Raw genomic sequence first — 13,976 nt, 5'->3', positions numbered from 1 at the left:
CTCCGGAGCGGGTTTGGCCAAAGCTCCGCTATGCGGTGCCGTGACCGCCCTCGCTCCACCCCGTGGTGCTTTGGGCTTGGGTTTTGAATGGGCGTGTCCAGAATAACTGGACACGCCAAACCGGGTTTAGAGTTCGCCGTTGGCCAGACGCAGACGCGTCATCGGGTCCATCTTGGCGATCTCGGTGGCAGACTTGCCTCGGAACGCTCCAGCGCCGCCTTCTGCGGAGCCGCCGTTCGATCCCTTGAAGAAGTGCGGGGCCTCGTCGCGCAGCATCGTCAGCCATTCCTTGGCCGACATCGGGGTTGCCCCGTCGCTGCCGTAGACCACTTCGCCATTCTTCTTCGGCGTCATGCGATCATTGTCGTCCACTTCGAAGATGCGCGCGGCGCGCTCCTGAATGTCCATGATGGCGGTCGGCTGCATGCCAATCGTCTCATCGAGACCCAGTGCTGCGATCGACCGGTCGACCACGGAGCGACGGCGCTTGCCGTCTGCCTGATCGAACTTGGTCTTCCACGCGTCCTTCTCCGATGCATGCTGGCGAATCTGAGCTTCCAGCCCTTCGCGCATCGTCTTGGTGCGTTCCTGCACGGCCTCGTCGAGGCCCTTGTTTTCCACCAACTGGCCATCCTTGACGCGCTGGGCTACCGTGCGCAGGTCTCCGATGTCCTTGGCCGCTGCCTCGAAGTCATCGTTGCCGATGATTTCCTTGGCCTTGCCCAGAAGGGCTGCCAGATCGTCGCGTTCTTTGACGATCTTGATGTTGTTGTCGCGGAACTCCTTGAGCTTGCCGGCTTCAACAACGTTGATCTTGACCTTACCGTCTTCGGTGGTCGTGGCCCCTGCTCGCAGTTCCTCCGGAAGCGCGTCGAGGGTTGCAAAAATAAGTTCAGGCATAGATCACCGATCTCGCTTTCATTCTGGGTTAGGTTGTCGGGAGGGATTCGGATCGCACCGCGTCCGATGATTTCGAATGTTAGTTTTTCTTGCGTCTCTCGTCAAGATATTCTTGACAACGGCTCAAAAATCGGTCTTAGGCCGATCACTCGTCGGAGAGTGCTGGCTTGCGCCACTTCGATCCGGTATCGAGACGTTCGAAAGCGCCCTGTTCGTCGCGCAGTTCCTGTTCATCCTCGTAGAGTTCATCGAACAGAGGGTCGCAGTTGTCAGGATCGATCACCAACGGGTTGCGCCGAAGGGCAGTGCGACGAATCATTTCTGCGGGTCCTTGAAAGCGCGGTATTCCGCTTTCACGCGCTCGATCGAGCGGGATACCGCTTCACTGGCGAGGATCACGAGCAGGGCCGTGATCACGACGACGTTCTGAATCCACACCTTCACGGCTACTGCGCCTTGGGTTTTGCGGCCGGAGCCGGGCGGGCTGCTGCGGTCTTGAGAGCGAGCTTGGCCTTGTCGGCGTCGGCCTTGGCTTTTGCCTTGGCCTGCTCCTTGGCGATCTCGACTGCCTGATCGGCCTGCTGCTGGGATACATCGACCTGACGATGGGCGATGTCGTTCTTCTCGGCGTCCAGCTTTTCGTAGACCTTGGTCGAACGAATCTGGTTGTCCTGAACGGCGACCGAGGCGTCGGCCTGCTTCTCCGCGAGGCGAATCTGCCGGTTGGTCTGGTTCTTGACGACCTTGTCCTTGGCCGTCGCGAAGCCCTTCATCTTGGCAATCACGTCCGGCTGATTCTTGAACTCGCTCTCGTCGTCGAGCAGGCCCTTGAACTGGTCCACGTCCATCCAGTCCGGCACGACTTCGGCCTTCTGGAGATAGTGGTGCAGGACGGTGAGCGGCACGACGCCGTCGACGTACATCGCATAGACGGCGCGAAGCTCGCGCGCGCCGAGCGTGTCGGTCAGGAACTCGGTGTTCAGTTCAACTTCGATGTCCTTGGTGTTGTCCTGCCCTGCCCATTCCGCCCAGAACTTGAGCAGTTCGGTCATGCCTTCGTTGACGCAGAAGACGATGTTCAGGAGGATCGAGCGTTCGTTGCCTTCCTTGAGGCGCAGCGAGTTGTCCGATTCGGCGACCGCCTTGGTCTTGCCGGACATTAGGCGACCGCCGAGGGCGGAAATCTGGTCTTCCTTCTGCTCACACGCGGTCACCAGACCGGTGAGGCCGGAACCGTTCATCTCAAGCAGGCCGGGCTTTTCGCCGGGCGCACATTCCCACACGGTGCCGGAGCCAACGCGGTAGCTCCGCTCGGCCTGACCCTGCGGGACCTGCGCGTACCAGACGGGCATGGCGGTGTAGTGCCGCGAATGCTCAAGCTGGGCATAGGATCGGTAGTGGGAGATGTTGAGGGCCGCGATGTCGGCCAGCGGACTACGGTCGATGTCGGCCGTGTTCTCCAGCGCGCCGAGGAAGGCGAAGGGAATGCGGTTGAACGGCTTACCGTTCTTGGTCGGGACGACGATCTTCGGATCGATGGTGTCGATGTCGATGTCGACCGCCGTCATCTCGTAGATGTACTGGGAATAGACCCAGTCCTGACGGGACTCAGAAAACTCCAAAGCCAGCCGACGCACGGTGACACGCTGTTCGCGCTTTTCGCCAAAGGCACGCGGCTTCTCGCCGACCTCGCGCAGGACGATCTCGGTCGGGACCATGCGGCCGTCGATCTTGGTCATCGTCCAGTCAAGGATATTCTCGGCGATGTAGCCGGTGAAGTACGGCTGATCGGTCTTGCCGGACTTGGGCTTCTCATCCATGTCGACGAGGACGCCGTAGCGGCCCATCGTGATAAGCTCGCGGCAGGTCTTCTTGAGGAAGGCGTTGAAGGTGAGGTTGTCGCGGGTCGGCAGCTTGAAGGCGGTTTCGCGCTTCTTGTCGATGCCACCAACCTTGGGCATGCGCTGGAAGATGATGCCGGTGAGCGCGGAGACGGTGCGGCCGGTCATGTTGAAGAACACGGCGCGATCGAGATAGGCGTCGTATTCATCCGCCGTCATCTCATCGAGCGGCTTGAGGTAGATGTCCGCCTTGTCCTTGATCTCCTGCTCGCCAAGCGTGCAGTCACGGATGCTCTGCCAGATGTCGGCCCAATAGGTGACTTCCGGGTGCGCCCAGACCGGGTAGGTGACGATAGGGATCAGCCCGCGCGAAGTCCGTGTGTTGCGGAATCGCCCGGCGAGCCCCGGATCGTTGTCATAAGGGTGCGCGCTCATAAATGCCCGAAGTTGTCAACTGAATCTTGACGGGCATTGTTAGATATTCTTGACAGTGAGTCCAGCAAAATGAAAAAACGGCTCAGCGCCGAAGCCCTGAGCCGTCCGGTCAGTCGGGAGGCATGTCCGTGACGGTGACGCCAAGCTTGGCAAGCTCACCGTCGACCACCGCGATCTCGGTCGTCACATAGTCCCGCAAGATGGCGTCCAAGCGCTCTTTCTGGGTGCCGGACAACTTGTCCTTTACATAGTGCCCGTAGATCGAGCATTCGGTCTGGCCGTCATTGATGCACGACATCTGGTCGAAGAGCTTGCGCCTGCGGGCGAACAGCGACGTAACGCTGTATTCGTCCTTCCACTGCATAGCCATGATCAGACCATGCCGAGAGCGGACTCGTAAAGTTCGAGGATCGAGTCACCTTCCGCGCGCTCATCCTTGTCGAGCTTGCGGCGCGCGATGAGCTTGCGCATCGCCTTGGTGTCGAAGCCGGTGCCCTTGGCCTCGGCGAAGACATCTTTGATGTCGTCCGAGATCGCCTGCTTGTCTTCCGTCAGTCGCTCGATGCGCTCGATGAGGGCACGAAGCTGGCCGGCCGCGACCGTCTGGCTGGTCTCCGTAATGTCGTCGCTCATTTTCACTCCTTTGGCGTTTTTCACTGTGCGTTGAATTTACCTATTCCGGTGAAAGTCTAACCGGATGAAGCGTGTAGGTTCGCACGCCGAGGTATCATCCTCGCTCCCCTTTCACCGACCCTGCTCAGAGAAGGAGCAGTTTCGGTTTCCAAGGATCGCCGTTTTGGTGCCTGCTTTGGGTTTCGGCTCCCCTGCGTCCGTTGAGCACCTTCGGACCTGTTTAGCCTCCCGATGAGGCGAGATAGATGACGTAGGCGAGCCACGCCGCCAGCGTCATAATGAGTGCAAGGGCGGTGTACCAAGCGGCCACGAACGCCTTGCCGATGCGGCTATAGCCATAGGCCGGCTGCGCATTGTTCGCGTGCAGGCGCGCCACCAGCCAGCACACCGTGAGGATGGTTGTGAAGGTGGGGATCATCCACCATCCGACATAGGCCATGATGGTCAGAACCACGTCGGCTTCTTCCAGTGATTACGGATTGCGGCGGCAAGGCAGATCGCGACCATGGACAGCATGCCCACGATGAGAACTGCCTGTAGGAAGGTCGCGGCGTCAGTCATCGTCGTGCTCATCCGTCAACTCTTCGAGGGTGATTCCGAAGTTGGTTTCGTTGTCGCATTCCTCGCAGAACGGGCCGGTGAAAATGTCCTTGCCGCACATGGCGCAGCATTCGGTCGGCTCGGTCTCGGGAAGGTCGTCCTGATCGACGACGAATTTCTTGGGCATGGTCTGCTCCCCTAGTGATGCACGGGGCGATACGCGTCGGCGTTCGCCCAGCCAGAATGAACAAGCACGGTCAGGTCATGCTTGCGGACATAGTCGATCGCGCTCTCGCGCAGCCGGCCGATGGAGATCGCGCCGAAGTCGTAGCGATGATCATTCATCACCCTGCCAATACAGGCCTCGATCTCGGCCTGACCCTTGGCGACGATCTTCGGCGTGAGGGTCAAATTCGACGCCTCGAAGTACACGGACTGAGGCGTATCTCCGGGTGATACGTCATCGGTGCAATGCATCGAGAACGGTACGACGACGCAGCCGCCTTCGAGCTTGGGCCGGCCCCATGTGATGTCGATGATGGACTTCACGCGTTGCCGTCCTTCATCTCGGAGACGACCTGATCGAAGGCCCAACGGACCATGTCGCGGACATCGGTGGACGTGATCCGCAGCCACGCGCCGTCGCGCTCGGCCGGCGATACCGACTGGAGGACCCGGCCGGCAAACCAGTTCTGGTGCGTCGGACGACGCACCGCCTGCACTGCCTTATCGATGTCGGCAAGCAGGAGGTCCGCCAGACGTTCGCGCAGAGGCTTGAGAGACGCCCACTGCTGATCATTCGGCACGTGCGGCAGGCGGCGGTCGCCGCGCAGGCGCATGACGATGGTGTTGACGATCTTGAGCTTGTCGACGGCGACGGCCTGCTGGGCTGCGGCCTTTTCCGCGCGCTCGATCGCCAGTTCGCGGCCGGCGTCGAAGGCGTCCTCGATCGGGTGTTCCTTGGATTCCGATTCCGCGAGCTTGCCGAGGATCGTGGGGAACTTGGCGATTGCATCGGCGCGGTAATCCGCCATGGCTTCTTCCTTGAGCTTCTGGCGATCAGCGGCGGCGGCTGTCTGCTTGGCGTCGTAGGCATCCCGATCGGCCTGACTGGCGCTGCACGACTTGTTCAGTTCGGCCATGCCGCGACGATCGGTGACGCCGCAGAGTACGCACTTCTCGTCATAGTACGACGAGTCCGAGGGCCGGGTGCGATGGCTCTCATAGCCGGTCTGGCGTGTGTGGCGCGGTCCCTGCCCGACGTTGCTGCCGGGCGGAAGAATGCCGGTGTTCGGGCGCGGTGCCTCGGGCTGAGCCAGTTTCTCCATGATCGTCTTCACAGAGATCGAAGGCGGCGTCGTTTCCCGGCCGGCAATCAGGGCCGCGAGCTTGGAATAGTCTGGCGCTGGATGGGGAATGAAGCCGTGCTTTGCCGCCGTCTCCAGCGTGTAGTCGATCTGCTTGGCGAGCATCGGGAAGACGCTGCGATACTGGAGCGCATCACGCAGGAGTTTGGAGAACTCGCCCAGCATGTTGGACGCGGCGGCGAGATCGTTGGACGCGAGCGTTGCGCCTTTGATGGAATCGTTGAAGCGGGGCGTGTGCATGTTACCTCGGAAGGAAAGCGCCGAGCAGGTCGTCAACTTCGGCGACGATCTCGGTCAGGTTCTCGTGACGCAGGAATGGAAGCTCTTCCATCAGCACCGACGAGATGGTGGTGTTGACGATCGGCGTAAGCTGGTCGGTCGTCTGGCAGAGGGCGGCGGCGTCAAGGCCAAGCGTCAGCTTGGCGCGCCAGAGCGTCTTGGCCTCCGTGTCTTCGACCTCGATACTGATGCCGATCGCCGCCTCGCCATCATCCTTGGCGATCTCGACATCGACGCCTTTGTAGGTGAGTTCGTAGGCCGCGCCCTCGGCCAGAATGTCGAAGCCCGTGTAGATGTAAGGCAGCAAGGTCATCCAAATTCCTCCAGAAACTCGGCCTGCTTGCGTAGGACTTCCTTGACCTCGGCGACCGACATATGCGTCAGCGCCAGTTCGATGGCGTTCTCGATGGCCATGGTGCTGCGGTGGCGCAGAAACCTTTCGGTTGCGACCTTCGCCTGCTTCTCAAGGGCTTCGAGATTGATCGGCATCAGACCGGCCGAGGTCCGCCGAAGTTCCACCAGTCGTCATCATCGCCGAGGTCCTTGCCGGACTTGAGGACGACCACGCCGATGAGGACGGCAATGATTGCGGCGGCGAGGAACAGCGCCTGCAAGACCGCCACGGCCGAGGTCAGCGCCATGTAGATGGCGAGAATGATGGCGATGGGGATGAGTGCAGACGCTTTCGGGTATCGGATCAGGAGTTCGTTGATCTTGTCCATTTGTCGTTCCCTCCTTGGGGCTGACGCGACGTTAAGAATTTCTGGCCAGTCGTGTCAAGCAATTCTGGACAAGAAGGAGAAAAAGTTAGGAACGCTAGGTGCGCTTCTTTGATTGGAGGGCAGCGAACGACTGCGAGATATGGTAGCAGCCGACATAGCGTGTGTCGGGGATGCTGATCGACACGAGGTTCCAGCCCTGTCCGCTGTCCTCGGACAGCTTCTTGGCGAGATCGTCAGGCGTCATGCAGTAGGACGCGATGCGGTAGTCGTAGACCGTATTGTTGGCGACCGTGTTGAACGCTTTCCGCAACGGCTCGTAGAGATGCCGGCCCCGATGTTCCGAATCCTCGGCATCGGTCAGGGCCTCGCCGAACCAGCCGTCAAGAATGCGGTCAATCGGATGCATTGGTCTTCTCCAAGAAATAGCCGACCGACATCAGGTAGTCGACGTAGTAGCCGGCCGCGACCATCAGGAGATGGTAGGCGAACGCACCTGCCAGCACCCAGCCGGTCGATCCGATCACGAAAATCTGGACGACCATGCTGATGATCAGCAAGACCGTGGCGGAGAACGTGCAGATCACGTGAACCACCAAACTGCGGCGATGACGGCGGCAGCCGGCACAACGATCAGGAGCGCGCCCATCAGCAACTCGGACAGGCCCATGGACGTGCCCGTGCCGCTGTAATAGTCGATCGTGTCGTCGTCCCCCTGCGCGTAGCGTAGGCGGCGTTCTTCGTCGTAGATGGTCACGGCAAGACAGGCGGCGATTGCGGCATTCGCGCCAGCGGTGGAAGCACTCATCAGTCCTCTCCGAACAGGTTGTTGCAGGGGCCGGGGCAGCCGTTGGACCACTCCCGATAACCTAGCCGCAAGAGGTTCCACGCGATGCATTTGTGATCCTCCCACACACGCTGGTAGTAGTCGGCTATGTGGTTGCAGGGCACGTTCATCAGAACACTCCCACGATGCAGGCAATGATGACGACGAAGGCGACGGAGATCGCCACGCGTTCGGTGAAGGTCAGGGCGGCGATCATCTCGTCAGGCACCAAGCGATGAAGCCAAGATACGCCACCACGCAGCCCAGTCCGCCCCATGGCATGCCGAGATAGGCAAAAGCTGCAAACGCCACGACGAAAATGACCTCGGCGATGAGCACCTTTTTCATGTGCGGCATCAATGCGTCGTGGAAGCGCTGTAGGAGCGCGGCTGCGGTCACGGCATCAGGCCCCGATCGCCGAGCCACATATCCAGCTTCTCAAGCTGGTCCTTGGCGGCGGCGATATCGGTCTCGAACACCGAATGGTAATCGAGCCGGTCGGCGTCCTTCGGGTCGAGGCTGATCGTGTCGAGGATTCGGTTGTGCTCGGTGATGGTTTCGAGCGCGAAGCGGCGCATGACACGAACGGTCGGCGCGTCGGAGAATTTGTCGAGGCTACCGTAGTGCTCGATGACACTGGACAGCCACTGCGTGACAGATTTGCTCATCAGTCGAAACTCGAAGGGTAGGTGTTTGTGTCGTAGACCGGCGCGTAGCTGGGCGTGTCGTAGGAGGTCGGCGCGCTGGGGAAGGACGTATCGACCGAGTGTGGCGCGGGCGGCTCATAGGACTGGGCCGGCTCCGGCGTGTAGGGCTCCGGAGCGGGTGGCGGCGCGCTGTCGACAGGGGTGCTCGCAACCACAGGGCTGTCAGGTGTGAGCGCGTCCATGATCAGCATCGGCACGATGACGTTGTTGAAAACGTCCGGCTCTGCACTCGACTGCGGGTAGGCCACGGTTCGCACGGGCTCGGCGGACGGTTCCGGATAGCGGCGCGGTGCAAATGCGCCGGAGAAGTCGGGCTGCGGTCCAAGTCCACGGCTAGCGCGGTCGTGCGCTTCCAAAAGACGGCTCTTCGAACCGATGCGCGGGGCCGTGGCTGCGGCAATAGCGGTCTCGGGATCGGTCAGGCTGAGCGGGCTGCCCTTTGTGTCAACCAGATGCCGTGCAGCCTGCACGCTGGCGCGATGCATGGCCTTTTTGTTGCTGGAGCCGAAGAGGCTGCGGAACCATCCAAGCATGGACTTCAATCCTTCAAATCAAAAAGTGAGGGGGTTGAGTGCAGATCGGTGTGTCTCAGCCTGTTCGAAATTGTCGGCGAAGTAGGCTGCCGCGACCAACCACATGTCGTCGTGATTCTTCGGGTTGCGCGCGATCATGTCGCCATCCTTGGGCGATCCTGCTTCCTTATCGGACGCAGAGACACTGACACGGCTCATGTCGTCGCCGGGCTGCCACGGACGAAGTTCCGCGATCTGCTTGCGCCGATACTGGGCAAATTCGGTCATCGATCCATCCCTCAGTTGTCGATGACAACGACCACGGTCGAGACGTTCGTACCGGAGTCCTTGAAGGCGCTATCAGGCAGGCGCTCAATCGTGCCGCCCTGCGCCTCGACAAACGCTCTGAACTCGACAGCCTTGCGATCCTGTCGGTATTCGACGCCGGCCGACATGACGGAGACCAGACGACCGCCCGGCTTGAGGAACTTGAAGGCGTGCAGGACGTGCTCGATGTCGGCCTGCTTGGCGAAAGGCGGATTCATGACGACGCGATCGAACGTGCCCTGATAGGCGACCCAGTCCAGAAAATTGCCGTGGATCGGTGAAAATCCGGCAGCCTTGAGCGCCTTCGCCCGCTTCTCGTCGATCTCGATGACTTCGACCTTCCCTCCAGCCTCATGCGCCGCCAAAGCGATATTGCCGATGCCGGCCGAGGGCTCCAGAACGGACATGCCCGGCTCGATCTGGGCCAACTCAATGATGCGATTGACGACAGGGCTGGGACTGTCGAACTGGCCGAAGTCCTGCTTGGTGCGGGAATAGGTGCCGGTGAGCAGGATCGGCTCGATGGTGTCGATGGCCAAGCCCTCGAAGACGTGAGCGCCGGCCTTCTTGTTCCACTTGCCGCCAGCCGCCTCGATCACCTTGTTCGTGTCGGTGTAGAGCTTGCGATCGAGTTGACCGGTCAGCGTCAAGCTGCTGCCTGAGATGACGGCTGCCGAGAGGACTTCGAGGACTGGCTGAGAAACCTGCATGTTGAATGAACTCCGAACTGAGTAGGTGAATGGGTTGAGTGCAGATCAGATGGTTGATGGGACATTCGACCGAACCCGGTTGGCCTACTGCCTGCACTCTCACCCTTTGTAAAGCAATTCTGGACTCCGATGTCAAGCGCATATTTCCGGAGTTTAGCTAAACCCCCTCTTGAAAGTTTAGTTCCGCCCAGAGGCGCATTTGGAAGTCCGAATCGGATTCACGATCCCGTTTGGGTCCCCTGCCCTTGGGTCCCTCCTAATATAAAGTTCCGGCAGCAAAGTTTAGTTTGTAAAAATATGCACCGTAAGGGCCGTAGACAGGCCCACCCCCATACTCCCCTTTGGGTCCCCTTTGACCTGTATTAGATTAAAATTTGAAGCAACTATGACATTAAAAGGCCAAAGCCTTTCTGGCTTTGGCCTTTACCTTATGCACTAGGGTTAACGTGCAGTGCGCACGCTATCCTTATGCAATGCTATTGCCTGTACTACCATGCCGGGCAACTCGCCATGGCATGCGTTGTCATGGCGCAACCATGACACAGTGCGACCATTGCCCTGCTGGCGCTCTACCTTGGTGAGCTTAGGGAAAGAGCCATAGTTGGCACGCACGAAGGTGAGGCGATAGGGGCGATAATCTTCCGACTCGGTGATGATGGTGAAGACCTGTGCCATGTGGGTAACTCCGTTTGCGTTGACCTGATCAATATTGCATGATGCACGATCGTACACAAGGGGTTTTGTAAAGCACAACTTGACATGGTTAACAACGAGTTAACGCGCATGCCGCCCCATAGCATGGCCATGGGGCGGCACTAGCAGGGGAAAGGCCTTGCGCTAGGCAAGGCCCTTGTTTGCCTCTCAGAGGCTTTCCCTGTTCGATCGCACGCGACCGCAAAGGTTCTGGTATTCACGCCAGTGGCGCATGGCATAGACCGCAGCGCCCAGCCGCTCATTTTCTTCGGCCGTATTCATTGAGGGAAACAGCTTCAAGGCATGCACCATAGGGCGCAGGTCGCCGTCACGTGTACGGCTAAGGCCTAGCACGCGTGCAGCCTGTCTAAGCTTGTTCTGGTCATGGTAGCGGCGCATGGCTCAGGCCTCCGGCAAGGCGGCGAAGCAGTCGGCAGACATGCCGACTTCCATGCCATTGTGGAAGCGAACAACCAGCTTGCCATCGGCGCGGACATAGAGAAATTCGACAGTGCGGAATTTCTCAGAGAGTGAAACCGCGCCTTCGTTCTTGAGCATGAGGGTCATAGGAAGAAACTCCGTTTGCGTTGACGTGATCAATATTGCATGATGCACGAATTGACGCAAGCGGAGCTTCATCGAATGGTTAACGAAAAGTTCCTATTTGTGGGTGCGGATTCCGTACTGATTCAGGCAGCCGTCGACCGCCTCTTGAGTCGACTTGCCATCGCTGGCAAGCAACATGACGCAATCGCCAAAATCTTGCAAAACGTCGGACTGGTCGCCCTTGACGCCTTTGGCGCTGGCCGGGCTGGAGAGTGCCGCGACCAGCGCGGCACAAATCAGGATCGCTTTCATATCGACAGAACTCCCTTGATCAGATCAGCGAGGCGCGAAAGCACGGAAACCTTGTGCGTCACAAACTCGCCCCTGAACTCTACACGGGTCTGGTTAGCGTTTCGACCAGCGAGCACGGCCTTGCGGCGCGCGATCGAAAACTGGTTATCAAGTTCGAAACGAAGGGCTGGCTTCTTGTTCATGGTGCAAACTCCGATTGCGTTGACAATCAGAGAATATTGCATCATGCACGAATTGCAAGCGGAACTCCGGCACATGGTTAAGACGGAGTTAAGACCGCCTTTCGTAGGCCCGCGCGATCGGCTCCAGTGGTCCGCTGGAGGGTGTAACGGTCGGCAGGGGCAGATTGTGCCGCTTGATCGTTGCCAGCGCTTCCACTGCCACCGCAAAGGATCGAGGCACAAGCGTTTTCAGGGTCATGTAGCGCCAAATCAGCGAGGGATCGACTCCCATGTGTTCGGCCATGGCCGCGCGCCAGTTCGCGCCGTAAATCAGAAGCCCGGCAGCTTCCAAATCTGCCGGGCTCAAATAGGTGATGTCGGTTCGCTTGACCATTTATTCGCCGGTTGTGCCGTTGGCGGCGATCCACGCCTCCAGAGCCGCCACCGCGCCCATGTAGTCGCGCGCCTTGAACTTCTGGCCGGTAATCTGGGTCGCTTTGGCCATCATGTTCTTAGGCGTCCAAAGCGCGTTTGGCTTCATGCCGGTCTTGGCGTAGAGCTTGAGGCCGGTCTTGAGCGAGATCGCCGCGAAAGTGTTGACCCCGGCCTGTCCTGTGAAAGTCGTCATGTGCGTTACTCCGTTGCGTTGACCAGTGCAGAATATTGCATCACGCACGAAATGCAAGAGGCTATTTTCGGCATGGTTAACGCGCGGTTTACCTTACCTCGGGAGGGTTAACACAGGGTGAAAAGAGAAAGGGCGGCTATTCGCCGCCCGTTGCCCTCCGGATTCTGCCCTCGTCGACATAGAGGGCGGTTGAATGTGGGATCAAATCGGCCTTGACGATTTTATGGGCCTCCTGCCCGGAGACCGCGACAGGGTCGCGCGTCTCCCGCTTCATATCGGCGCGACTGCCCTCGTGAAGGTGCACCCAGCGCCCTTGCTTGTCGCGTGTGACCCAGAACATCACGCGGCCCTTTCCGTGCCGCTGTAGCCCCATGGGGCGGCACGATAGCCGGGCAGGGATTGCAGGCTCATCTTGAGCGCCCAGACCAGCCACGCCTTGACCTCGCCGGTCTCGAACGTGTCATGCTCGCAGGCCTGATATTCGTAGCAGTCGATCAGCTTGGCCAGATAGCCCGCATCACCCTTTGCCGCGACGTTGTCGACGGTGAATTTATAGCCGTCGATTTCATCCTGAAAATACATGTTTTCCGGCGCGTCCTGATACAGGTGACGCAGGCTCTTGGCGTTTTCGTTGAGCAGCATTTTGCCCAGCGTGGTCAGATCGTCGGAATGCGGGAAGCGCGTTGCGTTCCGGCGCATGCTGACGGGAAAGCGGAACTCGGGAAATTCGGTTTTCGCCGAAAGCAGGACCGCGAGATTCAGGATCGCGTTGACGTGGGCATTTTCAACCATGAAGGCAGACATTGGGGAAACTCCGTTTGCGTTGACAATCCAAATGTAAAGCAATTCTGGACAAACGCAAGCGCCAAATTCTGGACATGAACAGTAGGGTTAACGAGGCGTTAAGCCGGCCGGCGCGGCGTTTACCTTAAGCGCTAAGGTTAATGCCCGCCGCGCGAAAAAAGAGCGGCGTTGCGAGGGGATGCAACGCCGCCCAGCCCGTTAGGCAAAGAGTCTGTAACCTCCAGTGCTACGGGTTTTCAGGACCTGTTCGCGCTCCCACTGGCGATAGGTGTAGACGTTGAGAATCGGGGCCTCGGCAATGCCGTTACACATGCCTTCCCGCGCCATCTCTTCGGCGACATACCAAAGGGCCTCGCCGTACTCTGCCAGCGCTTGCGCTTCCTTCTCAGAGCGGCGCGACAGGGTGACATTGCGCACCGCTGGCTTGCGCAGCGGCTTGTCAAATTTCATCGTATCGAGAATTTCAGTCTCGCAAATGAAACGCGGATCATACGTATCCCGATAGGTATAGTATGACGGTTCAAGCCCGGCATGCTCCAGCCCCTCGGGATCGCCGTCGTCCAGCCATGCCGCGTTAGGATTGCCGACGAAATAGTTTTGCAGCGGCACGCCCCACGCGTCTGGCGTGAAAGAGCAGCAATGCGTTGCTTCCTTATCGCGTGTCAGGACCAGTTCGAAACTGGCTTCAATCCATGCATAGGGATCATCCTGAGACATCGTGCCGGCCGATATCGCGGCGCGATTTGCTTCCTCCGAAAAGCGCGGAAAGCAGTCATCCGGCAATTGCCGGGCAATGATCAGAAATTTCTCTTTGGCCATGATCAGTCCTCCCACTTCCAATGGCCGATGGTGTTGCCGTTGTCGTCGCGGACGACGCCTTCGGCCTTGCCATGCGCTATGGCGTCGGCGACTTCGGCAAAGATGTTTTCGACCTGAGTGACTGGCGTTTCGCGAAACGCGTCATTGTCGGTTTCGAACTCCATTTTAAACATTTGGGGAACTCCGGTTGCGTTGACAGGTCCACACTATCAAAGAG

33 protein-coding genes are annotated in these 13,976 nt (G+C 59.3%); all 33 read right to left on the bottom strand.

Features of this window, described 5'->3' with window-relative positions; all coding sequences use genetic code 11:
- Positions 1 to 126 precede the first annotated feature (126 nt).
- On the bottom strand, positions 127 to 900 hold the full coding sequence (locus EOA36_RS02790; RefSeq protein WP_127275534.1) for a hypothetical protein: 774 nt from the start codon (positions 898 to 900) through the stop codon (positions 127 to 129).
- 145 nt (positions 901 to 1,045) lie between these two features.
- Positions 1,046 to 1,219 (bottom strand): hypothetical protein, encoded by a 174-nt coding sequence (locus EOA36_RS37130; protein WP_189553105.1) that lies wholly within the window; start codon positions 1,217 to 1,219, stop codon positions 1,046 to 1,048.
- Positions 1,216 to 1,344, bottom strand: coding sequence for a hypothetical protein (locus EOA36_RS38745; protein ID WP_281040039.1), 129 nt, complete (start codon positions 1,342 to 1,344; stop codon positions 1,216 to 1,218). The genes EOA36_RS37130 and EOA36_RS38745 overlap by 4 nt, the downstream gene beginning before the upstream one ends.
- A gap of 2 nt (positions 1,345 to 1,346) precedes the next feature.
- Positions 1,347 to 3,176, bottom strand: a complete 1,830-nt coding sequence (locus tag EOA36_RS02785; protein ID WP_127275533.1) for a DUF4055 domain-containing protein — start codon at positions 3,174 to 3,176, stop codon at positions 1,347 to 1,349.
- Between the two features lie 109 nt (positions 3,177 to 3,285).
- Entirely contained in the window at positions 3,286 to 3,546 is a 261-nt protein-coding gene (locus tag EOA36_RS02780) for a hypothetical protein (protein WP_127275532.1), read from the bottom strand.
- 2 nt (positions 3,547 to 3,548) lie between these two features.
- On the bottom strand, positions 3,549 to 3,809 hold the full coding sequence (locus EOA36_RS02775) for a DUF2312 domain-containing protein (RefSeq protein ID WP_127275531.1): 261 nt from the start codon (positions 3,807 to 3,809) through the stop codon (positions 3,549 to 3,551).
- A gap of 220 nt (positions 3,810 to 4,029) precedes the next feature.
- Positions 4,030 to 4,263 (bottom strand): hypothetical protein, encoded by a 234-nt coding sequence (locus EOA36_RS02770; protein WP_127275530.1) that lies wholly within the window; start codon positions 4,261 to 4,263, stop codon positions 4,030 to 4,032.
- A gap of 99 nt (positions 4,264 to 4,362) precedes the next feature.
- A complete protein-coding gene (locus EOA36_RS37125; protein WP_189553103.1) occupies positions 4,363 to 4,536 on the bottom strand; it encodes a hypothetical protein in 174 nt (57 codons plus the stop codon).
- An 11-nt stretch (positions 4,537 to 4,547) separates the two neighbouring features.
- On the bottom strand, positions 4,548 to 4,898 hold the full coding sequence (locus EOA36_RS02765; protein ID WP_127275529.1) for a hypothetical protein: 351 nt from the start codon (positions 4,896 to 4,898) through the stop codon (positions 4,548 to 4,550).
- Entirely contained in the window at positions 4,895 to 5,956 is a 1,062-nt protein-coding gene (locus EOA36_RS02760) for a hypothetical protein (RefSeq protein WP_127275528.1), read from the bottom strand. The genes EOA36_RS02765 and EOA36_RS02760 overlap by 4 nt, the downstream gene beginning before the upstream one ends.
- A gap of 1 nt (position 5,957) precedes the next feature.
- Positions 5,958 to 6,308, bottom strand: coding sequence for a hypothetical protein (locus tag EOA36_RS02755; protein ID WP_127275527.1), 351 nt, complete (start codon positions 6,306 to 6,308; stop codon positions 5,958 to 5,960).
- Positions 6,305 to 6,484 carry a hypothetical protein gene (locus tag EOA36_RS02750; RefSeq protein ID WP_127275526.1) on the bottom strand — a complete coding sequence of 60 codons (180 nt, stop codon included), beginning with the start codon at positions 6,482 to 6,484 and terminating at the stop codon, positions 6,305 to 6,307. Before EOA36_RS02750 ends, EOA36_RS02755 begins: the two co-directional genes overlap by 4 nt.
- Positions 6,484 to 6,717, bottom strand: a complete 234-nt coding sequence (locus EOA36_RS02745) for a hypothetical protein (RefSeq protein ID WP_127275525.1) — start codon at positions 6,715 to 6,717, stop codon at positions 6,484 to 6,486. Before EOA36_RS02745 ends, EOA36_RS02750 begins: the two co-directional genes overlap by 1 nt.
- 94 nt (positions 6,718 to 6,811) lie before the next feature.
- Positions 6,812 to 7,123 (bottom strand): hypothetical protein, encoded by a 312-nt coding sequence (locus EOA36_RS02740; protein WP_127275524.1) that lies wholly within the window; start codon positions 7,121 to 7,123, stop codon positions 6,812 to 6,814.
- Positions 7,110 to 7,301 carry a hypothetical protein gene (locus tag EOA36_RS02735; RefSeq protein ID WP_127275523.1) on the bottom strand — a complete coding sequence of 64 codons (192 nt, stop codon included), beginning with the start codon at positions 7,299 to 7,301 and terminating at the stop codon, positions 7,110 to 7,112. Before EOA36_RS02735 ends, EOA36_RS02740 begins: the two co-directional genes overlap by 14 nt.
- Positions 7,298 to 7,522, bottom strand: a complete 225-nt coding sequence (locus tag EOA36_RS02730) for a hypothetical protein (RefSeq protein WP_127275522.1) — start codon at positions 7,520 to 7,522, stop codon at positions 7,298 to 7,300. The genes EOA36_RS02735 and EOA36_RS02730 overlap by 4 nt, the downstream gene beginning before the upstream one ends.
- Positions 7,522 to 7,671: a hypothetical protein gene (locus EOA36_RS37120; RefSeq protein WP_189553101.1), complete on the bottom strand. Its 150-nt coding sequence runs from the start codon at positions 7,669 to 7,671 to the stop codon at positions 7,522 to 7,524. Before EOA36_RS37120 ends, EOA36_RS02730 begins: the two co-directional genes overlap by 1 nt.
- Before the next feature lie 82 nt (positions 7,672 to 7,753).
- Positions 7,754 to 7,939, bottom strand: a complete 186-nt coding sequence (locus tag EOA36_RS02725) for a hypothetical protein (RefSeq protein WP_127275521.1) — start codon at positions 7,937 to 7,939, stop codon at positions 7,754 to 7,756.
- Positions 7,936 to 8,208: a hypothetical protein gene (locus tag EOA36_RS02720; protein ID WP_127275520.1), complete on the bottom strand. Its 273-nt coding sequence runs from the start codon at positions 8,206 to 8,208 to the stop codon at positions 7,936 to 7,938. Before EOA36_RS02720 ends, EOA36_RS02725 begins: the two co-directional genes overlap by 4 nt.
- The gene (locus tag EOA36_RS02715; protein WP_127275519.1) at positions 8,208 to 8,780 is read right to left on the bottom strand and encodes a hypothetical protein; all 573 of its coding nucleotides are present in this window, start codon (positions 8,778 to 8,780) and stop codon (positions 8,208 to 8,210) included. Before EOA36_RS02715 ends, EOA36_RS02720 begins: the two co-directional genes overlap by 1 nt.
- Before the next feature lie 18 nt (positions 8,781 to 8,798).
- Positions 8,799 to 9,047, bottom strand: coding sequence for a hypothetical protein (locus tag EOA36_RS02710; protein ID WP_189553098.1), 249 nt, complete (start codon positions 9,045 to 9,047; stop codon positions 8,799 to 8,801).
- Positions 9,048 to 9,058: 11 nt separating this feature from the next.
- A complete protein-coding gene (locus EOA36_RS02705) occupies positions 9,059 to 9,796 on the bottom strand; it encodes a methyltransferase (RefSeq protein ID WP_127275518.1) in 738 nt (245 codons plus the stop codon).
- A gap of 441 nt (positions 9,797 to 10,237) precedes the next feature.
- Positions 10,238 to 10,471, bottom strand: coding sequence for a hypothetical protein (locus EOA36_RS02700; protein ID WP_127275517.1), 234 nt, complete (start codon positions 10,469 to 10,471; stop codon positions 10,238 to 10,240).
- A 186-nt stretch (positions 10,472 to 10,657) separates the two neighbouring features.
- Complete coding sequence (locus tag EOA36_RS02695; RefSeq protein WP_127275516.1) at positions 10,658 to 10,888, bottom strand: hypothetical protein; 231 nt, start codon at positions 10,886 to 10,888, stop codon at positions 10,658 to 10,660.
- Positions 10,889 to 10,891: 3 nt separating this feature from the next.
- Positions 10,892 to 11,056 (bottom strand): hypothetical protein, encoded by a 165-nt coding sequence (locus EOA36_RS37115; protein ID WP_189553096.1) that lies wholly within the window; start codon positions 11,054 to 11,056, stop codon positions 10,892 to 10,894.
- 93 nt (positions 11,057 to 11,149) lie between these two features.
- Positions 11,150 to 11,347 (bottom strand): hypothetical protein, encoded by a 198-nt coding sequence (locus EOA36_RS02690; protein WP_127275515.1) that lies wholly within the window; start codon positions 11,345 to 11,347, stop codon positions 11,150 to 11,152.
- The gene (locus EOA36_RS02685) at positions 11,344 to 11,529 is read right to left on the bottom strand and encodes a hypothetical protein (protein WP_127275514.1); all 186 of its coding nucleotides are present in this window, start codon (positions 11,527 to 11,529) and stop codon (positions 11,344 to 11,346) included. The genes EOA36_RS02690 and EOA36_RS02685 overlap by 4 nt, the downstream gene beginning before the upstream one ends.
- 88 nt (positions 11,530 to 11,617) lie before the next feature.
- Positions 11,618 to 11,902: a hypothetical protein gene (locus EOA36_RS02680; protein WP_127275513.1), complete on the bottom strand. Its 285-nt coding sequence runs from the start codon at positions 11,900 to 11,902 to the stop codon at positions 11,618 to 11,620.
- Complete coding sequence (locus EOA36_RS02675; RefSeq protein WP_127275512.1) at positions 11,903 to 12,136, bottom strand: hypothetical protein; 234 nt, start codon at positions 12,134 to 12,136, stop codon at positions 11,903 to 11,905.
- A gap of 136 nt (positions 12,137 to 12,272) precedes the next feature.
- The gene (locus EOA36_RS02670; RefSeq protein ID WP_127275511.1) at positions 12,273 to 12,476 is read right to left on the bottom strand and encodes a hypothetical protein; all 204 of its coding nucleotides are present in this window, start codon (positions 12,474 to 12,476) and stop codon (positions 12,273 to 12,275) included.
- Complete coding sequence (locus tag EOA36_RS02665; RefSeq protein WP_127275510.1) at positions 12,476 to 12,940, bottom strand: hypothetical protein; 465 nt, start codon at positions 12,938 to 12,940, stop codon at positions 12,476 to 12,478. The genes EOA36_RS02670 and EOA36_RS02665 overlap by 1 nt, the downstream gene beginning before the upstream one ends.
- Positions 12,941 to 13,138: 198 nt before the next feature.
- On the bottom strand, positions 13,139 to 13,759 hold the full coding sequence (locus tag EOA36_RS02660; RefSeq protein WP_127275509.1) for a hypothetical protein: 621 nt from the start codon (positions 13,757 to 13,759) through the stop codon (positions 13,139 to 13,141).
- A 2-nt stretch (positions 13,760 to 13,761) separates the two neighbouring features.
- On the bottom strand, positions 13,762 to 13,932 hold the full coding sequence (locus EOA36_RS37110; protein WP_189553094.1) for a hypothetical protein: 171 nt from the start codon (positions 13,930 to 13,932) through the stop codon (positions 13,762 to 13,764).
- Between the last annotated feature and the right edge of the window lie 44 nt (positions 13,933 to 13,976).

This window comes from Mesorhizobium sp. M8A.F.Ca.ET.021.01.1.1, assembly GCF_003998025.1.
Taxonomy (GTDB): domain Bacteria; phylum Pseudomonadota; class Alphaproteobacteria; order Rhizobiales; family Rhizobiaceae; genus Mesorhizobium.
Note: the sequence above shows the minus strand (reverse complement) of the source record. Positions and strands in the feature narration are given on the sequence as shown.